This window comes from Sphingomonas parva (ex Maeng et al. 2020), assembly GCF_004564275.1.
Taxonomy (GTDB): Bacteria; Pseudomonadota; Alphaproteobacteria; order Sphingomonadales; family Sphingomonadaceae; genus Allosphingosinicella; species Allosphingosinicella parva.
Genome location: NZ_SPDV01000046.1, coordinates 1 through 20269, shown reverse-complemented (window position 1 = coordinate 20269; position 20269 = coordinate 1). Strand labels below are relative to the sequence as shown.

The following is a 20269-nucleotide window of genomic DNA, read 5'->3' as shown; positions in this document are numbered from 1 at the left end:
ATGGGACATGCGCGGAAATTGCACCCGGCGGTGGGCTTGGCGCAGGGGAGGGCGCCTCCTAAACGGAGTTTCCTTCTGCCCTCGCGGAGTCCCCGATGCGTCTCTTCCTCGCCGTGCCGTTCCTCCTTGCCGGCTGCGCCACCGTTCCGCGGGCACCGAGCCCGGAGGAGAGGGCGCAGCGCTGGTGGGGCGATGTCTCCGCTCTGGCCGATGACGGCATGGAGGGTCGGCTGACCGGCACGCCCGGCTACCAGCGTGCCGCCGATTACGTGGTGTCGCGGTTGCAGGCGATGGGCCTCGAGCCGGCCGGCACGGACGGCTTCTTTCAGCCGATCGCGTTCGAGGAGCAGGTCGTCGACCACGCCGCCTCGCGCGCGGCGCTCATCGGCCCCGGCGGGACGACGGTGCTGTCCCTGCCGCAGGACATGATCGTCGGCCGCGGCGACGGACGCCGGCCGGCGCGGATCGAAGCGCCCCTGGTCTTCGTCGGCTACGGCCTGCACATTCCGGAAGCCGGCCACGACGATTTCGCGGGCCTCGATCTCGCCGGCAGGATCGCCGTCGTGATCAGCGGCGGCCCCGCCCATATCTCGGCCGCGCTCAAGGCGCATGCCCGGCGCGACCGTGCGCGCCTGCTCGCCGAGCGCGGCGCCCTGGGAATGATCACGCTCACCGCGCCAAAGGCGGTGGAAACGCCCTGGTCCCGATCGGTCGCGCAGGCGGGCCAGTCCGGCATGTATTTCGCCGATCCGGCGCTCCGCGACGTGAAGAGCGAATTCTTCAACGCCAGTGTCGCGACCGAGGCGTCGGAGACGCTGTTCGCCGGCTCCGGCCACAGCTTCGCCGAGGTCGCGGCGCTCGCCGACGCCTCGGGGCCGCTGCCCAGGGTGGCGCTGGCGCGGACGCTGCGAGCGCAGGTCGTCACGCGGCACAAGGCGGTGCGCGCGTCCAACGTCGTCGCGCGGCTGCCGGGCAGCGATCCCGCGCTGCGCGACGAGCACGTCGTCTTCTCCGGCCATCTCGATCATCTCGGCGTCGGCGCGCCGATCAACGGCGACGGTCTCTACAACGGCGCGATGGACAATGGCGCGGGCATCGCCTCGCTGCTCGACATCGCCCAGAGTATCGTCGAGCGGCGGGCGCGGCCGAAGCGCTCGCTGCTCTTCGTCTTCGTCACCGCCGAGGAGAAGGGGCTGCTCGGCTCGCGCTATTTCTCGCTTCGGCCGTCGGTGCCGCGCCGCTCGATCGTCGCCGACCTCAATTTCGACATGGCGCTGCCGATCTTTCCGCTGAGGAGCGTGATCGCGCTCGGCGCCGAGGAAAGCAGCCTCGGGACGGTGGCGGCCGAGGTCGGGGCGGGGATGGGGCTGCCGCTCGTTCCCGATCCCTGGCCGGACCGGAACAGCTTCGTGCGCTCCGACCAGTACAGCTTCATCCGCGAGGGCATCCCAGCGCTGGCCTTCAAGTTCGGCTTCGCGCGCGGCACGCCCGAAGCCGAGATCGAGCGGGTCTGGCGCTCGACCCGCTACCACGCGCCGTCCGACGACCTGTCGCAGCCGGTGGAGAAAATCGACGCCGTGCGGCTCAACGACTTCGTCGCCGCGATCGGCCTCAAGGTCGCCAATGCGTCCGAGCGTCCGCGCTGGAACGACCAGAGCTTCTTCCGCAGGTTCGCCAAGGATTGAGGGGGCGGCGATCACGCTTTAGGCAGGCGGCGCGGCGCCGAGGAGGCAGACATGGACTCGCTGGTTTCGACCCAATGGCTGGAGGGAGAGCTCGGCGCGAGCGACCTGGCGATCCTCGACGCGACCTTGCTGCTGCCCGGCGATCCGCGCGACCCGCGAGGCGAATATGAGGCCGGTCACATCCCGGGCGCGGCGTTCCTCGATCTGGAGGAGATCTCGGACAGCGCCAATCCCGTGCCGCACATGCTGCCCGGCGAGGCGAAGATGGCGAGCCGGATGCAGGCGCTGGGGGTGCGCGACGGGCAAAGGATCGTCGTCTACGACAACAGCCCGCTGCACAGCGCCGCGCGCGCCTGGTGGATGCTGCGCGCGTTCGGCGCGCGCCGCATCGCCATCCTCGACGGCGGCATGGCGAAGTGGCGCGCCGAGGGGCGGCCGCTGGAGAGCGGAACGCGAGGCCCGGTGCGCGGCCATTTCTCGCCGCGCCTCGACCCCGGCGCCGTCGCCGACAAGGCGACGATGCTCGGCCTGATCGGCAAGGCGGATCACGAGATCGTCGATGCGCGTCCTGCCGCGCGGTTCAGCGGCGAGGATTCGGAGCCGCGGCCGGGCATGGCGTCCGGACACATCCCCGGATCGAAGAACCTGCCGCAGGGGCAGTTGTTCGACCCGGACAATCGCTGGAAGCGGGGCGATGCGCTGCGCGCCGCGTTCGAGGCAGCCGGAGTCGATCTCGACAAGCCGCTGGTGACGACCTGCGGCTCGGGCGTGACCGCGGCCGTGCTCCTGTTCGGCGCGCACCTGCTCGGCAAGGACGACGTACGGCTCTACGACGGAAGCTGGTCCGAATGGGGCGCCGATCCGGCGACGCCCAAGCAGATTGGAACGCAATGACCGAAGGCAAGAAGCCCGCCACCGCCCTGATCGAAGGCGGCCGCCGCAAGGATTGGACGCAGGGCATCGTCAGTCCGCCGGTGTGGCGCGCCTCGACCATCCTGTTCGAGAATGTCGCCGAGATGGAGGCGTCGAACCCGCCGCGGCAGGGGCGCCTCCAGTACGGCCGCAACGGCACGCCGACCCAATGGTCGCTGGCCGAGGCGCTGACGGCGCTCGAGCCGGGCGCGGCCGGGACCCAGCTCTTCCCTTCGGGTGTCGCGGCCATCTCGATCGCGCTGATGAGCGTGCTCGCGCCCGGCGACGAGCTGCTGATGGTGGACAGCGTCTACGGGCCGACACGCCATTTCTGCGACAGCGTCCTCGCCGGCATCGGCATCACGACCCGTTATTACGATCCGCTGATCGGCAAGGGCATCGAGGCGCTGATCGGCGAGAGGACGCGGGCGATCTTCCTGGAGAGCCCCGGCTCGCACACGTTCGAGGTGCAGGACGTGCCGGGCATCTGCGCCGTGGCGCGGGCGCGGGGCCTCGTCACGCTGCTCGACAATACCTGGGCGACGCCGCTCCTGTTCCCGGCGATCGCCGCCGGCGTCGACATCACCATCCTGGCGGCGACCAAATATATCGTCGGTCACGCCGATGCGATGCTCGGCACGGTCACCGCGACGGCGGACTATTGGCCGAAGCTGGAGCGAATGAGCCGCGCCTTCGGCCAGCATGTCGGCCCGGACGACGCCTTCCTTGCTTCGCGCGGCCTGCGTACGCTCGGGATAAGGCTGAAGCGGCACGAGGAAAGCGCGCTCACAGTAGCGCGCTGGCTGGCGGATCAGCCCCAGGTGGCGCGGGTGCTCCATCCCGCCTTCGCCGATCATCCCGGCCACGAATTCTGGGCCCGCGACTTCCAGGGCGCGTCCGGCCTGTTCGCCTTCGTGCTCGCCGGTGGCAGCAAGGCGGCGCGCGACCGGCTGGTCGACGGCCTTTCCCATTTCGGCATCGGCTACAGCTGGGGCGGGTTCGAGAGCCTCGCCATTCCGTCCGATCCGGAGCGGATTCGCAGTGCGACGCGTTGGCAGGCGGAAGGGCCGCTGGTGCGGCTCCATATCGGCCTCGAGGACGTTGAGGATCTTATCGAGGACCTGGCCCGCGGGCTGGCAGCCTATGAGGCCGACTGACGGGCGGAGATGAGCGTCTGGGCATGAGGGCGGTTTCGTGAGGAGCTGGCTGGAAGGGCTGGGAGTCACCTGGCCGACCGGCCCCGACTGGATCGTCGCCGCGGCGGCCCTTGCGGCCGTCGCCGCTGCCTGGGCCATCGCCCTGTTCGGCGCCCGCTGGGTAGGCCCGCGCCTCGCCAGGCTGTTCGAGCATCGCGGCGGCGCGCGCGGTGAGACGCTGGGCGCGCGAATGTGCGACCTCGCGCGTTATCTGATCCTGGCGACGCTGCTGGCGATCGTGATCAACGCCGATGCGTGGCGGCCGCTCGGTGCGATCGTTCTCGGCCTCGCGATCGCCGGCAGCGCCGCGCTCTTCATCCGTGGCGTGGTGCGCGGACTGGCGATGCCGCGGATCGTCGCCTGGCTGCTCGCCGGCGTGACCTTCGTCGCCTTGCTCGCCCGTTCGGTCGGCGGACTGCAGCCGATCACCAACACGCTGAACCGGGTCGGCTTCAGCGCCGGGAGCATGCGCTTCTCGCTGCTCAGCCTGCTCCAGATCGCGGTCACCATCGCGGCCCTTTATGCGATCGTGAAGCTGCTCAACCGGCTCGTCGCCAGCTCGATCGCGCGGGCCTCGAGCCTCGATCCGACCCAGCAATTGCTCGTCCAGAAGCTGGCGGCGATCGCAGTCGTCGTCGCAGCCTTCCTGATCGGCATCGACGTCGTCGGGATCGATCTCACCGCGCTCACCGTCTTCTCGGGGGCCTTCGGTCTCGCCGTCGGCTTCGGTCTTCAGAAGACGTTCGGCAATCTGATCGCCGGGATCATTCTGCTGATGGACCGCTCGATCAAGCCCGGGGACGTGATCGTGATCGGCGAGAGCGTCGGCCACGTCAACAAGATCGGTGTGCGCGCGGTCTCGATCGTCACGCGCGACGGCAAGGAGCATCTGATCCCGAACGAAAATCTGATGACCCAGGAGGTCGAGAACTGGTCCTATTCGACACGCGACGTGCGCGTGCACATCCCGGTCGGCGTCGGCTACAGCTGCGACCTCGCGCTGGCGCAGCGGCTGATGATCGAGGCGGCAGCGTCGGCCAACCGCGTGCTGAAGACGCCGGCACCGAAGGTCTGGCTGCGGGCGTTCGGCGAGAGCAGCGTCGATCACGAGATCCTGGTCTGGATCGAGGATCCGGAGGCCGGGATCGGCAGCGTCCGCTCGGAGATCCTCAATCGACTGTGGGTGCTGTTCCAGGAGAACCGGATCGAATTGCCCTATCCGCAGCGCGACATCCGCGTGAAGGAGTGGCCGGCGGCGGTGCCCGCGCCGGCAGCGCCGCGCGAGCCCTGAGCGCGGTTCAGGCCGAGACGATGTCGCGCAGCCGGGCGAGTGCCTTGCGCAGCTCGTCGGCGAGTCGGCCGGCGGCCGGGCCGGTGGGGCGGCCGTCGGCGCTGATCTTCATCAGCGCCTCGACCCCGGCCGCAGCCCAGGTGGCAGTCTCCGCGGCGAGGGCGTCGAACCTCTTCTGGACGATCGGCAGCGCGACGCCATAAGCGGCGCTGACGCGCGCAGCCTCGTCGAGCGCGCCGTCGTCGAGCCGGGCCGGCGTCCGGCCGGCAATCTCCTCGACCAGCACCAGCACCTGGCGGAGCTGCGCGATCTCGGCGCCGGCATCGGCCGTCCCGATCAGGAAAGGAACATTCTCTTGGGCCATCTGCGGCTGAGGCTAAGCCACGGATGCCTAAGGAAGAGTCAATGAAGGCACCGGGAGAGCCTGGGGGGCTATCGCGGTGCCTTCATCCCCTGGAGGGGAGCAGAAGGAGGGAGATTGCGTCTTCGTGGGTCTCGGGACCCCCTCCACCAAAAGGAAGGGCGCAGCGCTCTCGCGCCACGCCCTTCCTTTTGGTTCCCCTGCCCGCAAGCGGGGAGGATCGGGAGGATTCCGGATTATTGCGGCGTGGTGACGTTCGCTTCGCGGCCGGCGCCGGCCGGGGCGGCGACGATGTCGCGGGTGACCGCGCCCTTGTCGACCACCGTGGTGCCCGGATCGCCCGCGACCGAGCGGGCGCCGAGCGCGGCCGTGCTCGCGCCGGCCTGGTTGAGCATCTGCCGCTCGGCGTCGCTGCGCGGCGCCGGACCGCCGAACAGGGCCTCGAGCGCCTGGGTGCGCGCGTCGGTGCCCTGCGGCACCGGCTCGCCCGGACGCGGCGGCACCAGAGCGAAATCGGGAGGGATGACGAGCGGCGCATTGCGCGCGACGGCGAATTCGTCGGGCCGGTCGCGGCCGAGCACGCCGCCGGTGCCGCAGGCGGCGAGGACGGAACTGGCCGCCGCAACCGCAAAGGCGATCTTCATCTTACGCATGTTCACTCTTTCTCCCGGCCGGGGTCACGGTCGCGCGTCAGCAAGGCGCGGATCAGAAGTAGCAGAACCCCGATGGTAATGGCTGCATCGCCGACATTGAAGACCAAAAAGGGGTGGATGTCGCCGAAATGCAGATCGGCGAAATCGACGACATAGCCCAGGCGGATCCGATCGAGGATGTTGCCCAGCGCGCCGCCGAGCACGAACGACAGAGCGATCGCATCCTCGCGTCTTTTCTCGCGCCACAGCCAGACGGTCACGAAGATCGAGATGGCGGCGGTCAGCGCGACCAGCAGCCAGCGCTCGGCCTCGCTGCCGGCGGTGAGGAAGCCCATCGAGACGCCGCGATTTTCGACCCAGCGCAGATCGAAGATCGGCGCGATCGTGATCAGCCTCTGCTGCTGGAGCTGGAAGACATAGGTGATCACCCATTTGGACGCCTGGTCGAGCAGGAAGATCGCCAGCGCGATCGACAGCCCGAGCACCCGGTTGCGCCGCACGCGCGCCCGGTCCGCCCCACTCAGCTCAGCCATTCACCACCTCATCGCAGCGGGCGCAGAGCGCGCCCTCCTCGGTAACCTCGGGCAGGTGCCGCCAGCAACGGCCGCATTTTTCCTTCTCGGTCTTTGCGACCTCGACAGCGTCGTCACCCGGCTCGACCGTAGCCGAGGCGGTGATGCAGATCTCGGCGAAGTCGATCGAGGCCAGCGCGGCGCGCACGCCCTCGTTGCTGACGCGCGTAGTGACCTCGGCGGCGAGGCTCGAGCCGATCTCCTTGGCGCGGCGATAAGGCTCGATCGCCTCGGTCACCTTCTGCCGGGCGGCAGCGATCCCCTGCCATTTCGTGCCCAGCGCATCGTCGCGCCAGGCCGGATCGATCTCCGGCCACTCGAGCAGATGCACCGAGCCGCGCTCGGGATAGCGGGTGCCCCAGACTTCCTCGGTGGTGAAGCACAGCACCGGCGCGAGCCAGCGGACGAGCGCGTGGAAGACATTGTCCAGCACGGTTCGGTAGGCGCGGCGCTTCGCACTGCCTTCCGGCAGCTTCGGCCCGACGTCGCAATAGAGGCTGTCCTTGCGGATATCGAAGAAGAAGGCGGAGAGATCGTCATTGGCGAAGCCGGCGAGCAGGCGCGTGTAGCGGTTGAACTCGAAGCCGTTCGCCGCCTCCCGCAGCTCCGCGTCGAGCTCTGCGAGGCGGTGCAGAACCCAGCGCTCCAGCTCGGGCATCTCGGCCGCCGACACCCGCTCCGCCTCGTCGAAATCGGCGAGCGCGCCGAGCAGGTAGCGGAAGGTGTTCCTGAGCTTGCGATAGGCGTCGGAGGTGCCGGCGAGCACTTCCTTGCCGATCCGGACGTCCTCGAAATAATCGGTCGAGGCGACCCAGAGGCGCAGGATGTCGGCGCCGCTCTCGCGGATGATGAGCAGCGGATCGACGACGTTGCCGAGGCTCTTCGACATCTTGCGCCCGTTCTGGTCGAGCGCGAAGCCGTGGGTGAGGACGGCCTCGTAGGGCGCGCGGCCGCGGGTGCCGCAACTCTCGAGCAGCGAGGACTGGAACCAGCCACGATGCTGGTCGGAGCCTTCGACGTAGAGATCGGCGCGGGTGCCTTCGCCGTAGCGCGCCTCGACCACGTAGCTGTGGGTCGATCCGGAATCGAACCAGACGTCGAGGATGTCGGTGACCGGCTCATACTCGTCAAGCGCATAGCCGCTGCCGAGCAAAGCCTGGTGGTCGGCCCCGAACCAGGCATCGGCGCCGCCCTCGTGGAAGGCGCGGATGATCCGCGAGTTGACCGCCGCGTCGCGAAGATACTCGCCGGTCCTGCGGTTGACGTAGAGCGCGATCGGCACGCCCCAGGCGCGCTGCCGGCTGATCACCCAGTCCGGCCGTCCCTCGACCATCGCGCCGATCCGGTTCTTGGCCTTTTCCGGAACCCAGCGCGTCTCCTCGATCGCGTCGAGCGCGATCTGGCGAAGGCGGCCGTTCGACGCCGAGGCCGCGGCGGGCGCATCGGGCGCGTTCGCGCCGGTGGCGCCGCTCTTCGCCGTGCCGTCCATCGGGATGAACCACTGGGGCGTGCAGCGGAAGATGATCTTGGCCTTCGAGCGCCAGCTGTGCGGGTAGGAATGGCGGAAGTCGGCGGAGGCGGCGAGCAGGGCGCCGGCGTCGCGCAGGTCCGAGCAGATCGGGCCATCGGGCGCGTTGAACTTCGGGTTGATGACGCTGCCCTGTCCGCCGAGCCAAGCCCAATCCTCGCGGTACTTGCCGTCATCGGTGACCGCGAAGACCGGATCGATGCCGTGCGCCTTGCAGAGCAGGAAATCGTCCTCGCCGTGATCGGGCGACATGTGGACGAGGCCGGTGCCGGCATCGGTGGTGACGAAATCGCCGGCCAGCATCGGCCGCGGCTTCGCGAAGAAGCCGCCGAGCGCGTGCATCGGGTGGCGGACGATCGTGCCGGCGAGCGCGGAGCCCTTGAGCCGAATGCCATTCGGCTGCAGATCCTCGCCCAACCGGGCCGAGACCGCGCCGAGCAGCGCCTCGGCGATCAGCAGTTTGCGGCCCGAAGCCTCGACGAGGACGTATTCTATGTCGTTCCCATAGGCCAGCGCCTGGTTGACGGGGATCGTCCAGGGCGTCGTCGTCCAGATCACGGCGTACGCGCCGACCAGCTCCGGGATCGGGCTCTCGACGATCTCGAAGCCGACGTCGATTTGGGTCGAGACGATCTCCTCATACTCGACCTCGGCCTCGGCCAGCGCGGTCTTCTCGACCGGGGACCACATCACCGGCTTGGCGCCGCGATAGAGCTGGCCGCTCTCGGCGAACTTGAGCAGCTCCTCAACGATCTTGGCCTCGGCCTCGAACTTCATGGTGAGATAGGGATCGTCCCACTCGCCCATCACGCCGAGGCGCTGGAACTGCTCGGCCTGGATGCCCACCCATTTCGCCGCATAGGCGCGGCATTCGGCGCGGAACTCGCGCGGCGGCACCGCGTCCTTGTCGAGCTTCTTCTTGCGGTACTGCTCCTCGATCTTCCACTCGATCGGCAGGCCGTGGCAGTCCCAGCCCGGGACGTAGGGTGCGTCCTTGCCGAGCAGCGACTGCGAGCGGACGATGATGTCCTTCAGGACCTTGTTCATCGCATGGCCCATGTGGATGTCGCCGTTCGCGTAAGGCGGGCCGTCGTGCAGGATGAAGCGCTCGCGCCCGGCGCGGGTCTCTCGCAGGCGGCGGTAGAGGCCTTCCTCGGCCCAGCGGGCGAGGATCGCCGGCTCCTTCTGCGCAAGGCCGGCCTTCATCGGAAAATCGGTCTTCGGCAGGAAGACCGTGTCGCGCCAATCGGGGGTGTCTGGTTTCTCGGACATGTCGGCGGCGGGCTTAGCCGCCGCACGGGCGACCGTCCAGCGTCCGAGCGCGCTCCGCAGCCGCGGCAATCAGGCGGCGAGCCGCCGGCGGGCCTCCGCGCAATCACAGTCCATCTGCGCCTTCAGCGCGTCGAGGCTTTCGAACCGCGCCTCCGGCCGGAGGAAGGAGATGAACTCGACCTCCAGGTGGCGGCCGTAGAGATCGCCGGCGAAATCGAAGAAATAGGGCTCGAGCAGCTCCTTCGGCGGATCGAAGGTCGGCCGCACGCCGATGTTGGCGGCGCCGTCCAGCACCCTGCCGTCGTCGAGCCGGCCGCGGACAGCATAGATGCCGAAGCGGGGCCGCAGATAGGGCCCGATTGCGATGTTCGCGGTCGGATAGCCGAGCTCCCGGCCACGCTTGTCGCCATGCTCGACCACGCCCTCGATGGCGAACGGACGGGTGAGCAGCCGGGTCGCCGTTTCGCAATCGCCCCCCTGCAGCGCCTCGCGGATGCGGCTCGACGAGACCGGCTCGCCATCCTCGACCACGGGACCGACCGCATCGACCGAGAAGCCGAGCTCGGCGCCGAAGCGCTGCAGCACCTCGACGTTGCCGCCGCGGCCGCGGCCGAAGGTGAAATCCTCTCCGGTGACCACGCCGGCGGCGCCGATCAGGCCGAGCAGCCGCTCGCGGACGAAGGCCTCCGCGCTGGTGCCGGCGAGCGAAGCGTCGAAATGAAAGACGATCATCGCGTCCGCGCCGGCCGCGGCGAACAGGCGCTGGCGCTGGTCGAGCGTGGTCAGCCGGAAGGGCGGCACTTCGGGCGCGAAGTGCCGCACGGGATGGGGATCGAAGGTCGCGACCAGCGCCGGCCGTCCTTCGGCGCGGGCGCGCGCCACCGCGCGGCCGACCACCGCCTGGTGCCCCTCGTGAAATCCATCGAAATTGCCGAGCGCGACGATGCCCCCGCGAAGCGCCTGCGGAACCGCCGAGCCGCCGTCCAGCCGCTCCATAGCCGCTCTATAGGAGAGCGGCTCCCGCCTGCCAATCTCCTGCCTCGCCCGGACGCGAGACCGTGACGCGCGGTCAGGCCGCGGCGGTCCGCTCCAGCCGGACGAAGCTGAACGCGGGGCGTCCGTCGGCGGCGGCGTGGGTCTCGCGCGAGACCTCGCGCCAGACTGCCGGATCGAACGCCGGCATGCGCGTGTCGCCGTCCGCATCCAGATGGACCTCGGTCAGCTCGACGGCATTGGCGCGAGGCTCGAGCAAGGCGATGATTTCCGCGCCGCCGATGATCGAGACCGGAGCGTCACCGGCCGCGGCAAGTGCCTCGTCCGGAGAGTGGACGACTTCCGCCCCCGTGGCGCACCAGTCACGGTCGCGGGTGAGAACGATGTGACGGCGGCCGGGGAGCAGCCCCGGCAGGCTGTCGAACGTCCTGCGGCCCATGATCATCGCGGTGCCGCCGGTGACCTGCTTGAAGCGCTTGAGGTCCGCCGGAATGTGCCAGGGCAGGGTGCCGTCCTTGCCGATCACGCCGTTGGACGCGCGGGCGACGACGATGACGACCGGGCGGCTCACACCGCCACCGGCGCCTTGATGTGCGGGTGAGCCTCGTAGCCGACGATCTCGAAATCCTCGAAGCGATAGCCGTCGATCGCATCGGGCGTGCGGTTGATGACCAGCTTCGGCAGCGGTTTGGGCTCGCGCTCGAGCTGCAGCCGCGCCTGATCGAGATGGTTCGAGTAAAGGTGGCAATCGCCGCCGGTCCAGACGAACACGCCCGGCTCCAGCCCGCATTGCTGGGCGAGCATGTGGGTGAGGAGGGCGTAGCTGGCGATGTTGAACGGCACGCCCAGAAAGACGTCCGCGCTGCGCTGGTAGAGCTGCAGGTTGAGGCGCCCGTTGGCCACCTGGGTCTGGAACAGGCAGTGGCAGGGGGCGAGAGCCATCTGCGGGAGCTCCACCGGGTTCCAGGCCGAGACGATCTGGCGGCGGGAGGCCGGATCGCGGCGGATCAGCGCGACCAGCTCGGCGATCTGATCGACATGCTCGCCATTGGGGCCTTCCCAGTCGCGCCATTGCTTGCCGTAGACCGGGCCGAGATCGCCATTCTCGTCGGCCCATTCGTCCCAGATGCTGACCCTGTTCTCCTTCAGCCAGGCGATGTTGGTCTCGCCGCGCAGGAACCAGAGCAGCTCGACGATGATCGAGCGCAGGTGCAGCTTCTTGGTCGTGACCAGGGGAAAGCCCTCGGCGAGGTCGAAGCGCATCTGGTGGCCGAACACCGAAAGGGTGCCGGTGCCGGTGCGATCCTGCTGCGGCACGCCTTCGTCGAGGATGCGGGAAAGAAGCTGAAGATAGGGCTGCATGCTGCCTCTATGGCCGGGGGCGGAAAGCTTGGGAAGCGGCCGAATCGATGCTGCGTGGGGATGGCGCCTGGTGCCCCTCCCGCTGCCGGCGAGGAACCGTTAGGCTAAGGCGATGGACATGAAGGTGATCGCCACGGCCGAGGATGCGGCGCAGCTGCTGGCCGCAACATGGCCGGACGGCGCCGCCGAGACGATCGCCGTCCTTCACCTCGACTCGGAGGGGCGGATGCTCGGCCGATCCGAGCATCCCGGCGATGCCGACGCCGTCGACCTTCCGTTGCGCGCGATCATCGCGGAGGCGCTGCGGCTGGACGCCTCGGGCATGATCGTCGCGCACAACCATCCGAGCGGAGACCCGACGCCGAGCAGCGAGGACGTCGAGGCCACCCGGATCCTCGCCGAGACGGCGCGGCGCCTCGACATTCGCTTGGTCGACCACCTGATTTTCGGCGGCGACGGATGCTCGAGCTTCCGCGCCCTCGGGCTGCTCTAGCCGCTCAACCCGCCGGGCAGACCGGGATGTCTTTAGGCTCGGGACGTGGGCCCTTCGACTCGAACTGGGCGAAATAGCTCTCCGAATCCGCCAGCCGCTCGAAGCGGGTGAGCTCGAACCCGATCGCCGCGAACTCGCAGATCAGCAGGCGCGGCGGCGTGCCGTGGCGATCGGTTGGCCGGTCCGCGTCGACCACGACGATCCGGCCGCCGCGCTTCAGATCGGCGTGCAGATGCCAGAGAAACTCGCTCGGCATGTCGATCTCGTGGTACATGTGGATCATCAGGATCCGGTCGAACGAGCGGTCGGGAAGCAGCGGATCGTTGGGCTTGCCGAGCTTGACCGCAACGTTGTCGAGATTCTCGCGCTGCACGCGCTGGGCGAGGGCGTTGCGGGTCTCGGGAACGATGTCCTCGGCGAGCACGCGGCCGGTCTTGCCGACCAAAGGCGCGAGCCGGACGGTGTAATAGCCTTCGCCGGCACCGATGTCGGCCACGTACATGCCTTCGCGGATGTCGGCGAGCTTCATCACCGTCTCCGCCTCGCCGACGCTGTCGCGCGCGTCCTCGTTCGAGTAGCGCGGCGAGACGATCGGCGAGACCGGCCGCTCCGGCTTGGGGAAAGGCGAGCTCGGCGCCGCCTCCTTGCAGCCGCCGAGGGACACCGCGAGGAGCGCGCCGAGGAACATGGCCCGGCCACAAGTTCCCCCGCCCCTTGATGGGGAGGAGCAGGGGAGGGGTGGCCTCTCCGGATGGTGAGCGGACTTCATCGAGTCCACTCCCACGCCATCCCATCAAGGGGGAGGGAGGCCTCTTCGGCCACTGAGACCAGGCGCGCCCTAATCGACATCTTCCACGTCGACCTTCTCGCCGGTGACGCGCTGGGACAGGGCCGCCGCCATGAAGCGGTCGAGATCGCCGTCGAGCACGTCCGAAGGCGCGGTCGAGGTGACGCCGGTCCTGAGGTCCTTCACCAGCTGATAGGGCTGGAGCACGTAGGAGCGGATCTGATGGCCCCAGCCGATGTCGGTCTTGGTGGCGTTGGTCGCGTTCGCCTCCGCCTCGCGCCGCTGGAGCTCGGCTTCGTAGAGCTTTGCGCGCAGCTGGCTGTAGGCCTCGGCCCGGTTCTTGTGCTGCGAGCGCTGCGACTGGCTCTGCACGACGATGCCGGACGGAAGGTGGGTGATGCGAACCGCGGAATCGGTCGTGTTGATGTGCTGGCCGCCCGCGCCCGAGGCGCGATAGGTGTCGATGCGGAGCTCGCTCTCGTTGATCTCGATCTCGATATTGTCGTCGACGACCGGATAGACCCAGACCGAGGCGAAGCTGGTGTGGCGCCGCGCCGAGCTGTCGTAGGGGCTGATCCGGACGAGGCGATGCACGCCGCTCTCCGTCTTGGCATAGCCATAGGCATTCTCGCCCTTGAGCAGCAGAGTCGCCGACTTGATCCCCGCCTGCTCGCCGGCGTGATGGTCGATCAGCTCGACCTTCATGCCGTGGCGCTCGGCCCAGCGCGTGTACATGCGCTGGAGCATCCCCGCCCAGTCATTGCTCTCGGTGCCGCCGGCGCCCGAGTTGATCTCGACATAAGTGTCGTTGGCGTCGGCCTCGCCGGCGAGCAGGGCCTTGACCTTGTCCTGCTCGGCGCGCTCGGCGAGCGTCGCCAGCGAGGCGACCGCATCGTCGACCAGGCCCTCGTCGCCCTCGCTCTCGGCCATCTCGATCAGCTCGATCGTGTCGTCGAGCTCGCGCTCGATGCCGCGGGTGGCGCCGATCGCCTCGTCCAGGCGCCGGCGTTCGCGCATCACGTCCTGGGCGAGCTTGGGATCGTTCCACAGACTCTGGTCCTCGACGCGCGCGTTGAGCTCGTCGAGGCGCGCCAGCGCGCGGTCCCAGTCCAGGAACCGGCGGAGGAGGGCGAGGGCCGACCTGATCTGGTCGACATGGGCTTGCGCTTCGGCGCGCATCGAGACGTCTCCAATCGTTCATTGCCCCCGCAGCCGGTGCGAAGGGCGGCGCCGGCCCGGGCGGACGGCGCGCTTCCGCGCGGCCCTAGTAAATCCCGCCCTGCTCTTGCAAGAAGTCGCTGGTTGGCGTCGCCTTGGGGCGCGGCCGGGGGCGCTGCGTCGCCACCTTGGGCGCGGGCCGTCCCGAAGCCGCCGCCGCGGCCAGAGCGGCGCCGGTGCCGTAGCGCTGCAGCGTCCGCCGCGGCTCGCTCTCGGGCTTGAACGCTTCCCAGATCACTGCCGCCTTGGGCTCGGTCGTCGGCCATTCGCCGAAGACCTTCCGGCCCGAGCGGCGATCGATGCGGACCATGCGAATGCCGGCCGGCGCGCGGAACGGCGTCGGCGGCACGTCCTTGAACGCGACCTGGGCGAATTGCTTGAAGATCGGCGCGGCGAGCGTGCCGCCCTGGGCATAGCCGCCCATCGGCCGCGGCTGATCGAAGCCCATGTAGACGCCGGCGACGATGTCGGGCGATCCGCCGATGAACCAGACGTTCGTCGGGCCGCTGGTCGTGCCGGTCTTGCCGAACAGCGGACGGCCGAGATCGCGCAGCACCTGCGCCGTGCCGCGCTGGACGACGCCCTCGAGGATGTGGACCATCTGATAGGCGGTCATCGCGTCCATCAGCTGCTTGGTGCGAAGCGGCGGGCGGGGCATCGGCTTGCCGTCCCAATCGGCCGCATTGCAGCCCTCGCAGGGACGGGTGTCGGTCCGGTAGATGACCTTGCCGTTGCGATCCTGGATGTAGTCGATCAGGCTCGGCTTCACCTCCTTGCCGTTGTTGGCGAGGATGGCGAAGGCGTTGGTCATCTTCATCACCGTCGTGTCGCCCGCGCCGAGCGCGATCGACAGGTAATTGGGGAAATCGCCGACGCCGAGGATGCGGGCGAGACGGGTGACCTTGTCCATCCCGATCTGGTTGGCGGTGCGCACCGTCATCAGGTTGCGCGACTGCTCGACGCCCCAGCGCATCGTCTGCGGGCCGGCGTTGCCGCCCGAGAAGTTGCGGAAGCATTTCTGGCCGAGCCCGGCGCCCTGCCAGACGCAGAACGGGCCGTCGACGACGATCGAGGCCGGAGTCATGCCGTTGTCGAGCGCCGCCGAATAGACCACCGGCTTGAACGTCGAGCCGGGCTGGCGCTGCGCCTGGACGGCCCGGTTGAAATCGTCGCCGCGCGCATCGAAGCCGCCGTGCATCGCGAGAATCCGCCCGGTGGCGACCTCCTCCGCGACCATGCCGCCCTTGATCTCGGGGATCGAGCGAAGGGTGTAGCCGGCACCCTCGCGCTTGACGACGATGATCATGCCGGGGCGGAAGAAGCTGAACGCAGCGGTCGCCGTGCCGCGCTTCGGCATCGATGCGGCCGACGCGGGAAGGCTGGCGGTGGTGCCGTCGGAGAAGCCGATCGTCGCCGCATTGCCGCTCTTGTCGAGCACCACGGCGGCCCGCCAATCGTCATAGCCGACGCCGATCGGCGCCGCCGCCAGCCGCGGTGCCCAATTGCCCTCGATGTCGATCGAGAGGCCCGGGTCACGCCAGCCCTTGCCGCGATCGTAGCGGACAAGGCCGTCGCGAAGCGCGTTCTCGGCCGCCTTCTGCTTGGTCACGTCGAGCGACGTCCGCACCCAGAGGCCGCCGGTATAAACGCCGTTGGCGCCCTTCTCGGTCTCGCTGCCGTAACGCTCGATCAGCTGCCGGCGAACCTCCTCGACGAAATAGCCGCCGATGTTGCGCACCGTGTTGGTGCGAACCTGGACGGTGCCGAGCGGCAGCGCCTGCGCGGCGGCGCGCTCGGCCGCGCTGATCTTGCCGTTTTTCTCCATCTCGCCGAGCACCCAGTTGCGCCGCTCGGTGGCGCGCCCGGTCTGGCGCAGGGGATCGTAATTGCTCGGCGCCTTGGGCAGGATGGCGAGATAGGCGACTTCGTGCAGGGCGAGATCCTTCACGTCCTTGTCGAAATAGGCCCGCGCCGCCGCCTGCACGCCATAAGCGTTCCGGCCGAGGAAGATCTGGTTGAGATAGAGCTCGAGGATCTGCTGCTTGGTCAGCACGCGCTCGATCCGGCGGGCGAGGAAGGCTTCCTTGATCTTGCGGGTGACCGAATATTCGTCGCCGAGCAGCAGGTTCTTCGCCACCTGCTGGGTGATCGTCGAGCCGCCGCGGGCGCGCTCGCCGCTGCCCACCTTGCGGACATAGTCGCCGACCGCGCCGACCAGGCCCGGATAGTCGATGCCGCCGTGCGAGAAGAAAGTCTTGTCCTCCGCCGAGGTGAAGGCGTCGACGAGCTGCTGCGGGAATTCGTCGTAGCTGAGCTCCACGCGGCGCTCGCGGGCGAAGGTCTGCACCGGCTCGCCGTCGATGCCGCGCACGTTGGTGGGAAGCGGCGGCTGGTAGGTGAGCAGCGATTCGGCCGAAGGCAGATCGCGGGCGAAGAGCAGCCAGAGCAGGCAGTAGAAGAACACCGGGATCGCCGCGAGATAGGCGAGGATCCGCACCCAGCGCCGGCTCCAGGCCCGGCGGAATGCCGCAAGCGCGCGGCTGCCGGCGTCGCGGTGAAGGGTGAAGCGGGCGGGGGAGGCGGTTTCGGCGGTCATGTCGGTCAGGCTCTAGCCGATCCTTCGGGACGGGTGAAGCTTCCGCCGGATACGGGCTGACGCGTAACGCCGGCGCCCCGGCGTGCGCGGCTCAGCGGCTGGCGAGGTTCACCGTTCGCCGCGCGAAGTGGGTCTCGATCGCGCTGCGCATGCCGAGGGCGATCTGCCGCTGCCCCTCGGGCGAATGAATGTAGGCGGCGTCCTGCGCGTTGGTGAGATAGCCGGTCTCGAACAGGATCGACGGCACGTCGGGGGCCTTCAGCACGACGAGCGAGGCGAAGCGGTGATAATCCGGGCGGAACGGGAAATATGGCGAGGCTTCCCGCTGGAGCAGGGTCGCGAACTCGGTCGAGACGTCCATGCTCTCGCGCTGGGCGAGATCGATCAGGATGCGGTTCACGCCGGCTTCCTCGACCATCTCGGCGCCGCCGATGCGGCCCGCCTCGTTCTGCTGCTCGGCCAGCAAGGCTGCCTGCCGGTCCGAGGCGACCTCGGACAGAGTGTAGATGGTCGCGCCGCGGGCGCCGTCGTTGCTCGGCGCCGCATCGGCGTGGATGGAGATGAACAGCCCCGCGCCCATCCGGCGGGCGATCTCGTAGCGGTCGGTGAGGCCGACGAAATCGTCTCCCTCGCGGGTGAGGGCGACGCGCACCTTTCCCGAAGCGACGAGCGCGTCGCGGATCGCCTCGGCGATCGCCAGCGTCACGTCCTTCTCGTGGCGGTCTCCGAACGGCGAGGTCGCGCCGGGATCGCGCCCGCCATGGCCGGGATCGAGCACGACCAGCGGCCGCCGGGGATCGCGGCTGCCGTAGATGCGGGGCAGCGGGCCGCTGGCGAGCGGCGCGGCGGGGCCGTCGATCGCGATGGTGACGCCCCTTTCCGCCTCCTGCGGCGCCGTGCCGAGGAGCACGCCGGCGAGGAGAGTGAGGAAGGCGAGGAAAGCGGCCATGCGCGTATCTGCCGCCCGCACCCGCGCCTGGTCCAGCGAAAATGAGGCGTGCCCGGTTGAAGCTGAACAGTCGAGGTGCTAGCACTTGCTCTCGGCACAGAGTTGAAGTGCGATCCTGCTCTTCTCATCTTCGCCGTGAGTTCTCGCGCCGGCGCCGCTCGCGCCGGACACCAAGGTTGATGCTGCATGCGCTTTTCCTCCCTCGACTGGCCACGCCCCCTCTGGGTTACGGGCGTTGCGTCGAGGGCTGCGGAGCCGGCGATGACGATGCTCCACGCGCGCGCAGCAGACACGCATAAACTTCTTTCAACCCGGACACGGAAGGCGCGCGCCCGATCGGCGGCGCCTTCGTCCATATTCGAGCGCGCGTGCCGCACGGCCTTCGAGGCTGCGGTGCGCGCGTGGAGTGACATCAATGACCATGCGCATGTTGATCGACGCGCGCCACCAGGAGGAAACCCGGGTGGCGGTCGTCAAGGGAAACCGGATCGAGGAATTTGACTTCGAATCCTCCGAGCACAAGCAGCTCAAGGGGAACATCTATCTCGCCAAGGTAACCCGGGTGGAGCCGTCGCTGCAGGCGGCCTTCGTCGATTACGGCGGAAACCGCCACGGCTTCCTCGCCTTCAGCGAGATCCATCCCGATTACTACCAGATCCCCCGCGAGGACCGCGAGGCGCTGCTCCGCGAGGAAGCCGAGCATGCGGCCGAGGAGGAGAGGCTGCGGGCGGCCGAGGACAGCCGCTACGAAGCCGAGGACGAAGGCGACGGCTTCGAGGCCGATGCCGAGGCAGGTGACGAGGGCGCCGAGAGCGACGACGGGGAAGCGCATGACGACGCGCCGCCGGCGCGGCCCGAGAACGCCAGCGGCTCCGAGGAGAGCGCCGCCGACGAGCTGCGCAAGAAGCGCCAGGCGCTGCGCCGCCGCTACAAGATCCAGGACGTCATCCGGCGCCGCCAGGTGCTGCTCGTCCAGGTCGTGAAGGAAGAGCGCGGCAACAAGGGCGCCGCCCTCACCACCTATCTCTCGCTGGCCGGCCGCTATTGCGTGCTGATGCCGAACACCAGCCACGGCGGCGGCATCAGCCGCAAGATCTCCAACGGCGCCGACCGCAAGCGCCTGAAGCAGATCATGGCCGATCTCAACCTGCCGACCTCGATGGGCCTGATCGTCCGCACCGCCGGCCTTTCGCGCACCAAGACCGAGATCAAGCGCGACTTCGACTATCTCGCCCGCCTCTGGGACGAGATCCGCGAGCGCACGCTGCAGAGCTCGGCGCCGGCGCTGATCTACGGCGACAGCGATCTGGTGAAGCGCGCCATCCGCGACATCTACAACCGCGACATCGACGAGGTGATCGTGGAGGGCGAGGAAGGCTATCGCGCCGCCCGCTCGTTCATGAAGCTGCTGATGCCGAGCCACGTGCGCCGGGTGAAGGCCTATGCCGATCCGGTGCCGCTGTTCCAGCGTTTCGGCGTCGAGGACCAACTCGCCGCGATGTACCAGCCGGTCGTCCAGCTGAAGTCCGGCGGCTATTTGGTCATCAACCCGACCGAGGCCCTGGTCTCCATCGACATCAACTCGGGCCGCTCGACCCGCGAGCACAATATCGAGCAGACCGCCTACGCGACCAACATCGAGGCGGCGCACGAGATCGCCCGCCAGCTGCGCCTGCGCGACATGGCCGGCCTGGTGGTGATCGACTTCATCGACATGGAATCGAACGGCCACATCCGGAAGGTCGAGAAGACCATGAAGGAGGCGCTGAAGAACGATCGCGCCCGCATCCAGGTCGGCCGGATCTCGTCCTTCGGGCTGATGGAGATGAGCCGCCAGCGGCTCCGCACCGGCGTGCTCGAGGCCTCGACCAAGCCGTGCCCGCATTGCGAAGGCACCGGCCTGATGCGGACCGCGTCGTCCGCCGGCCTCTCGGCGCTGCGCATGATCGAGGACGAGGCCGCCCGCGGCCGCGGCTCGCGCATCTGCCTGCGTGCCGGTCGCGAGGCGGCGATCTACGTGCTCAACCGCAAGCGCGGCGAGATCGCCGAGGTCGAGGACCGCTACGGCGTCCAGGTGGAGGTGCTGATCGACGAGAGCTTCGAAGGGGCGCGGATGAGCGTCGAATCCTTCGGGCCGCCGCCGATCGTGCGTCCGCGCATCGAGCCGATCCAGACGCCGATCGTAGAGGAAGACGATCTGGTCGAGGAGGAGGAGCTCGACGAGGAGGAAGAAGAAGAAGCGGAGGAAGAGGAAGCCGAGCGCGCGCCGCGCGAGCCGCGCCGCCAGCCCCGCGAGGAGTCCGACGAAGGCGGCGAACGCGGCCGCAAGCGCCGCCGGCGCCGGGGCCGCCGCGGCGGTCGCCGCAGGCAGGAAGGCGATGAGCGCGGCGGCGAGGAGCAG

17 protein-coding genes are annotated in these 20269 nt (G+C 69.0%); 6 read left to right on the top strand and 11 right to left on the bottom strand.

Annotated elements, in window-relative coordinates:
* Nucleotides 1-95 precede the first annotated feature (95 nt).
* Genes E2493_RS17795 through E2493_RS17780 form a run of 4 tightly spaced genes read left to right on the top strand, consistent with a single transcriptional unit; the run spans nt 96 to nt 5084 of the window.
* Nucleotides 96-1685 carry a M28 family metallopeptidase gene (locus tag E2493_RS17795; RefSeq protein ID WP_135089615.1) on the top strand — a complete coding sequence of 530 codons (1590 nt, stop codon included), beginning with the start codon at nt 96-98 and terminating at the stop codon, nt 1683-1685.
* 51 nt (nt 1686-1736) lie between these two features.
* Nucleotides 1737-2579, top strand: coding sequence for a 3-mercaptopyruvate sulfurtransferase (gene sseA, locus E2493_RS17790; RefSeq protein WP_135089613.1), 843 nt, complete (start codon nt 1737-1739; stop codon nt 2577-2579).
* Nucleotides 2576-3754 carry a cystathionine beta-lyase gene (metC, locus tag E2493_RS17785; RefSeq protein WP_135089611.1) on the top strand — a complete coding sequence of 393 codons (1179 nt, stop codon included), beginning with the start codon at nt 2576-2578 and terminating at the stop codon, nt 3752-3754. Before sseA ends, metC begins: the two co-directional genes overlap by 4 nt.
* A 37-nt stretch (nt 3755-3791) precedes the next feature.
* Complete coding sequence (locus tag E2493_RS17780) at nt 3792-5084, top strand: mechanosensitive ion channel family protein (protein ID WP_225421570.1); 1293 nt, start codon at nt 3792-3794, stop codon at nt 5082-5084.
* Between the two features lie 7 nt (nt 5085-5091).
* On the opposite strand, the gene E2493_RS17775 is transcribed toward E2493_RS17780, so the two are convergent.
* The 7 genes from E2493_RS17775 to E2493_RS17745 all read right to left on the bottom strand — a co-directional run bounded on the left by E2493_RS17775 (nt 5092) and on the right by E2493_RS17745 (nt 11825).
* Nucleotides 5092-5448, bottom strand: coding sequence for a hypothetical protein (locus E2493_RS17775; RefSeq protein ID WP_135089609.1), 357 nt, complete (start codon nt 5446-5448; stop codon nt 5092-5094).
* Between the two features lie 233 nt (nt 5449-5681).
* A complete protein-coding gene (locus tag E2493_RS17770) occupies nt 5682-6098 on the bottom strand; it encodes a DUF3035 domain-containing protein (protein ID WP_135089607.1) in 417 nt (138 codons plus the stop codon).
* Between the two features lie 2 nt (nt 6099-6100).
* Nucleotides 6101-6631: a signal peptidase II gene (gene lspA, locus E2493_RS17765; protein ID WP_135089606.1), complete on the bottom strand. Its 531-nt coding sequence runs from the start codon at nt 6629-6631 to the stop codon at nt 6101-6103.
* Complete coding sequence (gene ileS, locus E2493_RS17760) at nt 6624-9470, bottom strand: isoleucine--tRNA ligase (RefSeq protein WP_135089604.1); 2847 nt, start codon at nt 9468-9470, stop codon at nt 6624-6626. The genes lspA and ileS overlap by 8 nt, the downstream gene beginning before the upstream one ends.
* Before the next feature lie 69 nt (nt 9471-9539).
* Complete coding sequence (locus E2493_RS17755; protein ID WP_135089602.1) at nt 9540-10466, bottom strand: bifunctional riboflavin kinase/FAD synthetase; 927 nt, start codon at nt 10464-10466, stop codon at nt 9540-9542.
* A 73-nt stretch (nt 10467-10539) separates the two neighbouring features.
* Nucleotides 10540-11034, bottom strand: coding sequence for a dihydrofolate reductase (locus E2493_RS17750; RefSeq protein ID WP_135089600.1), 495 nt, complete (start codon nt 11032-11034; stop codon nt 10540-10542).
* Complete coding sequence (locus tag E2493_RS17745) at nt 11031-11825, bottom strand: thymidylate synthase (RefSeq protein WP_135089598.1); 795 nt, start codon at nt 11823-11825, stop codon at nt 11031-11033. Before E2493_RS17745 ends, E2493_RS17750 begins: the two co-directional genes overlap by 4 nt.
* A gap of 118 nt (nt 11826-11943) precedes the next feature.
* Here E2493_RS17745 and E2493_RS17740 point away from each other — a divergent pair, with 118 nt between their 5' ends.
* Nucleotides 11944-12318, top strand: coding sequence for a JAB domain-containing protein (locus E2493_RS17740; protein ID WP_167737613.1), 375 nt, complete (start codon nt 11944-11946; stop codon nt 12316-12318).
* 4 nt (nt 12319-12322) lie between these two features.
* Here the strand turns inward: E2493_RS17740 and E2493_RS17735 are convergent, their stop codons facing one another.
* The 4 genes from E2493_RS17735 to E2493_RS17720 form a co-directional block, all read right to left on the bottom strand.
* Nucleotides 12323-13006 carry a class I SAM-dependent methyltransferase gene (locus E2493_RS17735; protein ID WP_135089594.1) on the bottom strand — a complete coding sequence of 228 codons (684 nt, stop codon included), beginning with the start codon at nt 13004-13006 and terminating at the stop codon, nt 12323-12325.
* Between the two features lie 150 nt (nt 13007-13156).
* A complete protein-coding gene (gene prfB, locus E2493_RS17730; protein WP_135089592.1) occupies nt 13157-14284 on the bottom strand; it encodes a peptide chain release factor 2 in 1128 nt (375 codons plus the stop codon).
* An 85-nt stretch (nt 14285-14369) separates the two neighbouring features.
* Nucleotides 14370-16919 carry a penicillin-binding protein 1A gene (locus E2493_RS17725; protein ID WP_135089590.1) on the bottom strand — a complete coding sequence of 850 codons (2550 nt, stop codon included), beginning with the start codon at nt 16917-16919 and terminating at the stop codon, nt 14370-14372.
* Between the two features lie 91 nt (nt 16920-17010).
* On the bottom strand, nt 17011-17868 hold the full coding sequence (locus E2493_RS17720) for an N-acetylmuramoyl-L-alanine amidase family protein (protein ID WP_191993019.1): 858 nt from the start codon (nt 17866-17868) through the stop codon (nt 17011-17013).
* 415 nt (nt 17869-18283) lie between these two features.
* On the opposite strand from E2493_RS17720, the gene E2493_RS17715 reads away from it, so the two are divergent.
* On the top strand, nt 18284-20269 hold a 1986-nt coding region (locus tag E2493_RS17715), incomplete at its 3' end, for an Rne/Rng family ribonuclease (RefSeq protein WP_225421569.1).

What these genes read in the sequence shown, in the direction of transcription:
- E2493_RS17795 (WP_135089615.1), top strand. Translation starts at nt 96, where the DNA reads ATGCGTCTCTTCCTCGCCGTGCCGTTCCTCCTTGCCGGCTGCGCCACC.
- sseA (WP_135089613.1), top strand. Translation starts at nt 1,737, where the DNA reads ATGGACTCGCTGGTTTCGACCCAATGGCTGGAGGGAGAGCTCGGCGCG.
- metC (WP_135089611.1), top strand. Translation starts at nt 2,576, where the DNA reads ATGACCGAAGGCAAGAAGCCCGCCACCGCCCTGATCGAAGGCGGCCGC.
- E2493_RS17775 (WP_135089609.1), bottom strand. Translation starts at nt 5,448, where the DNA reads ATGGCCCAAGAGAATGTTCCTTTCCTGATCGGGACGGCCGATGCCGGC.
- E2493_RS17770 (WP_135089607.1), bottom strand. Translation starts at nt 6,098, where the DNA reads ATGCGTAAGATGAAGATCGCCTTTGCGGTTGCGGCGGCCAGTTCCGTC.
- lspA (WP_135089606.1), bottom strand. Translation starts at nt 6,631, where the DNA reads ATGGCTGAGCTGAGTGGGGCGGACCGGGCGCGCGTGCGGCGCAACCGG.
- ileS (WP_135089604.1), bottom strand. Translation starts at nt 9,470, where the DNA reads ATGTCCGAGAAACCAGACACCCCCGATTGGCGCGACACGGTCTTCCTG.
- E2493_RS17755 (WP_135089602.1), bottom strand. Translation starts at nt 10,466, where the DNA reads ATGGAGCGGCTGGACGGCGGCTCGGCGGTTCCGCAGGCGCTTCGCGGG.
- E2493_RS17745 (WP_135089598.1), bottom strand. Translation starts at nt 11,825, where the DNA reads ATGCAGCCCTATCTTCAGCTTCTTTCCCGCATCCTCGACGAAGGCGTG.
- E2493_RS17740 (WP_167737613.1), top strand. Translation starts at nt 11,944, where the DNA reads ATGAAGGTGATCGCCACGGCCGAGGATGCGGCGCAGCTGCTGGCCGCA.
- E2493_RS17735 (WP_135089594.1), bottom strand. Translation starts at nt 13,006, where the DNA reads ATGTTCCTCGGCGCGCTCCTCGCGGTGTCCCTCGGCGGCTGCAAGGAG.
- prfB (WP_135089592.1), bottom strand. Translation starts at nt 14,284, where the DNA reads ATGCGCGCCGAAGCGCAAGCCCATGTCGACCAGATCAGGTCGGCCCTC.
- E2493_RS17725 (WP_135089590.1), bottom strand. Translation starts at nt 16,919, where the DNA reads ATGACCGCCGAAACCGCCTCCCCCGCCCGCTTCACCCTTCACCGCGAC.
- E2493_RS17720 (WP_191993019.1), bottom strand. Translation starts at nt 17,868, where the DNA reads ATGGCCGCTTTCCTCGCCTTCCTCACTCTCCTCGCCGGCGTGCTCCTC.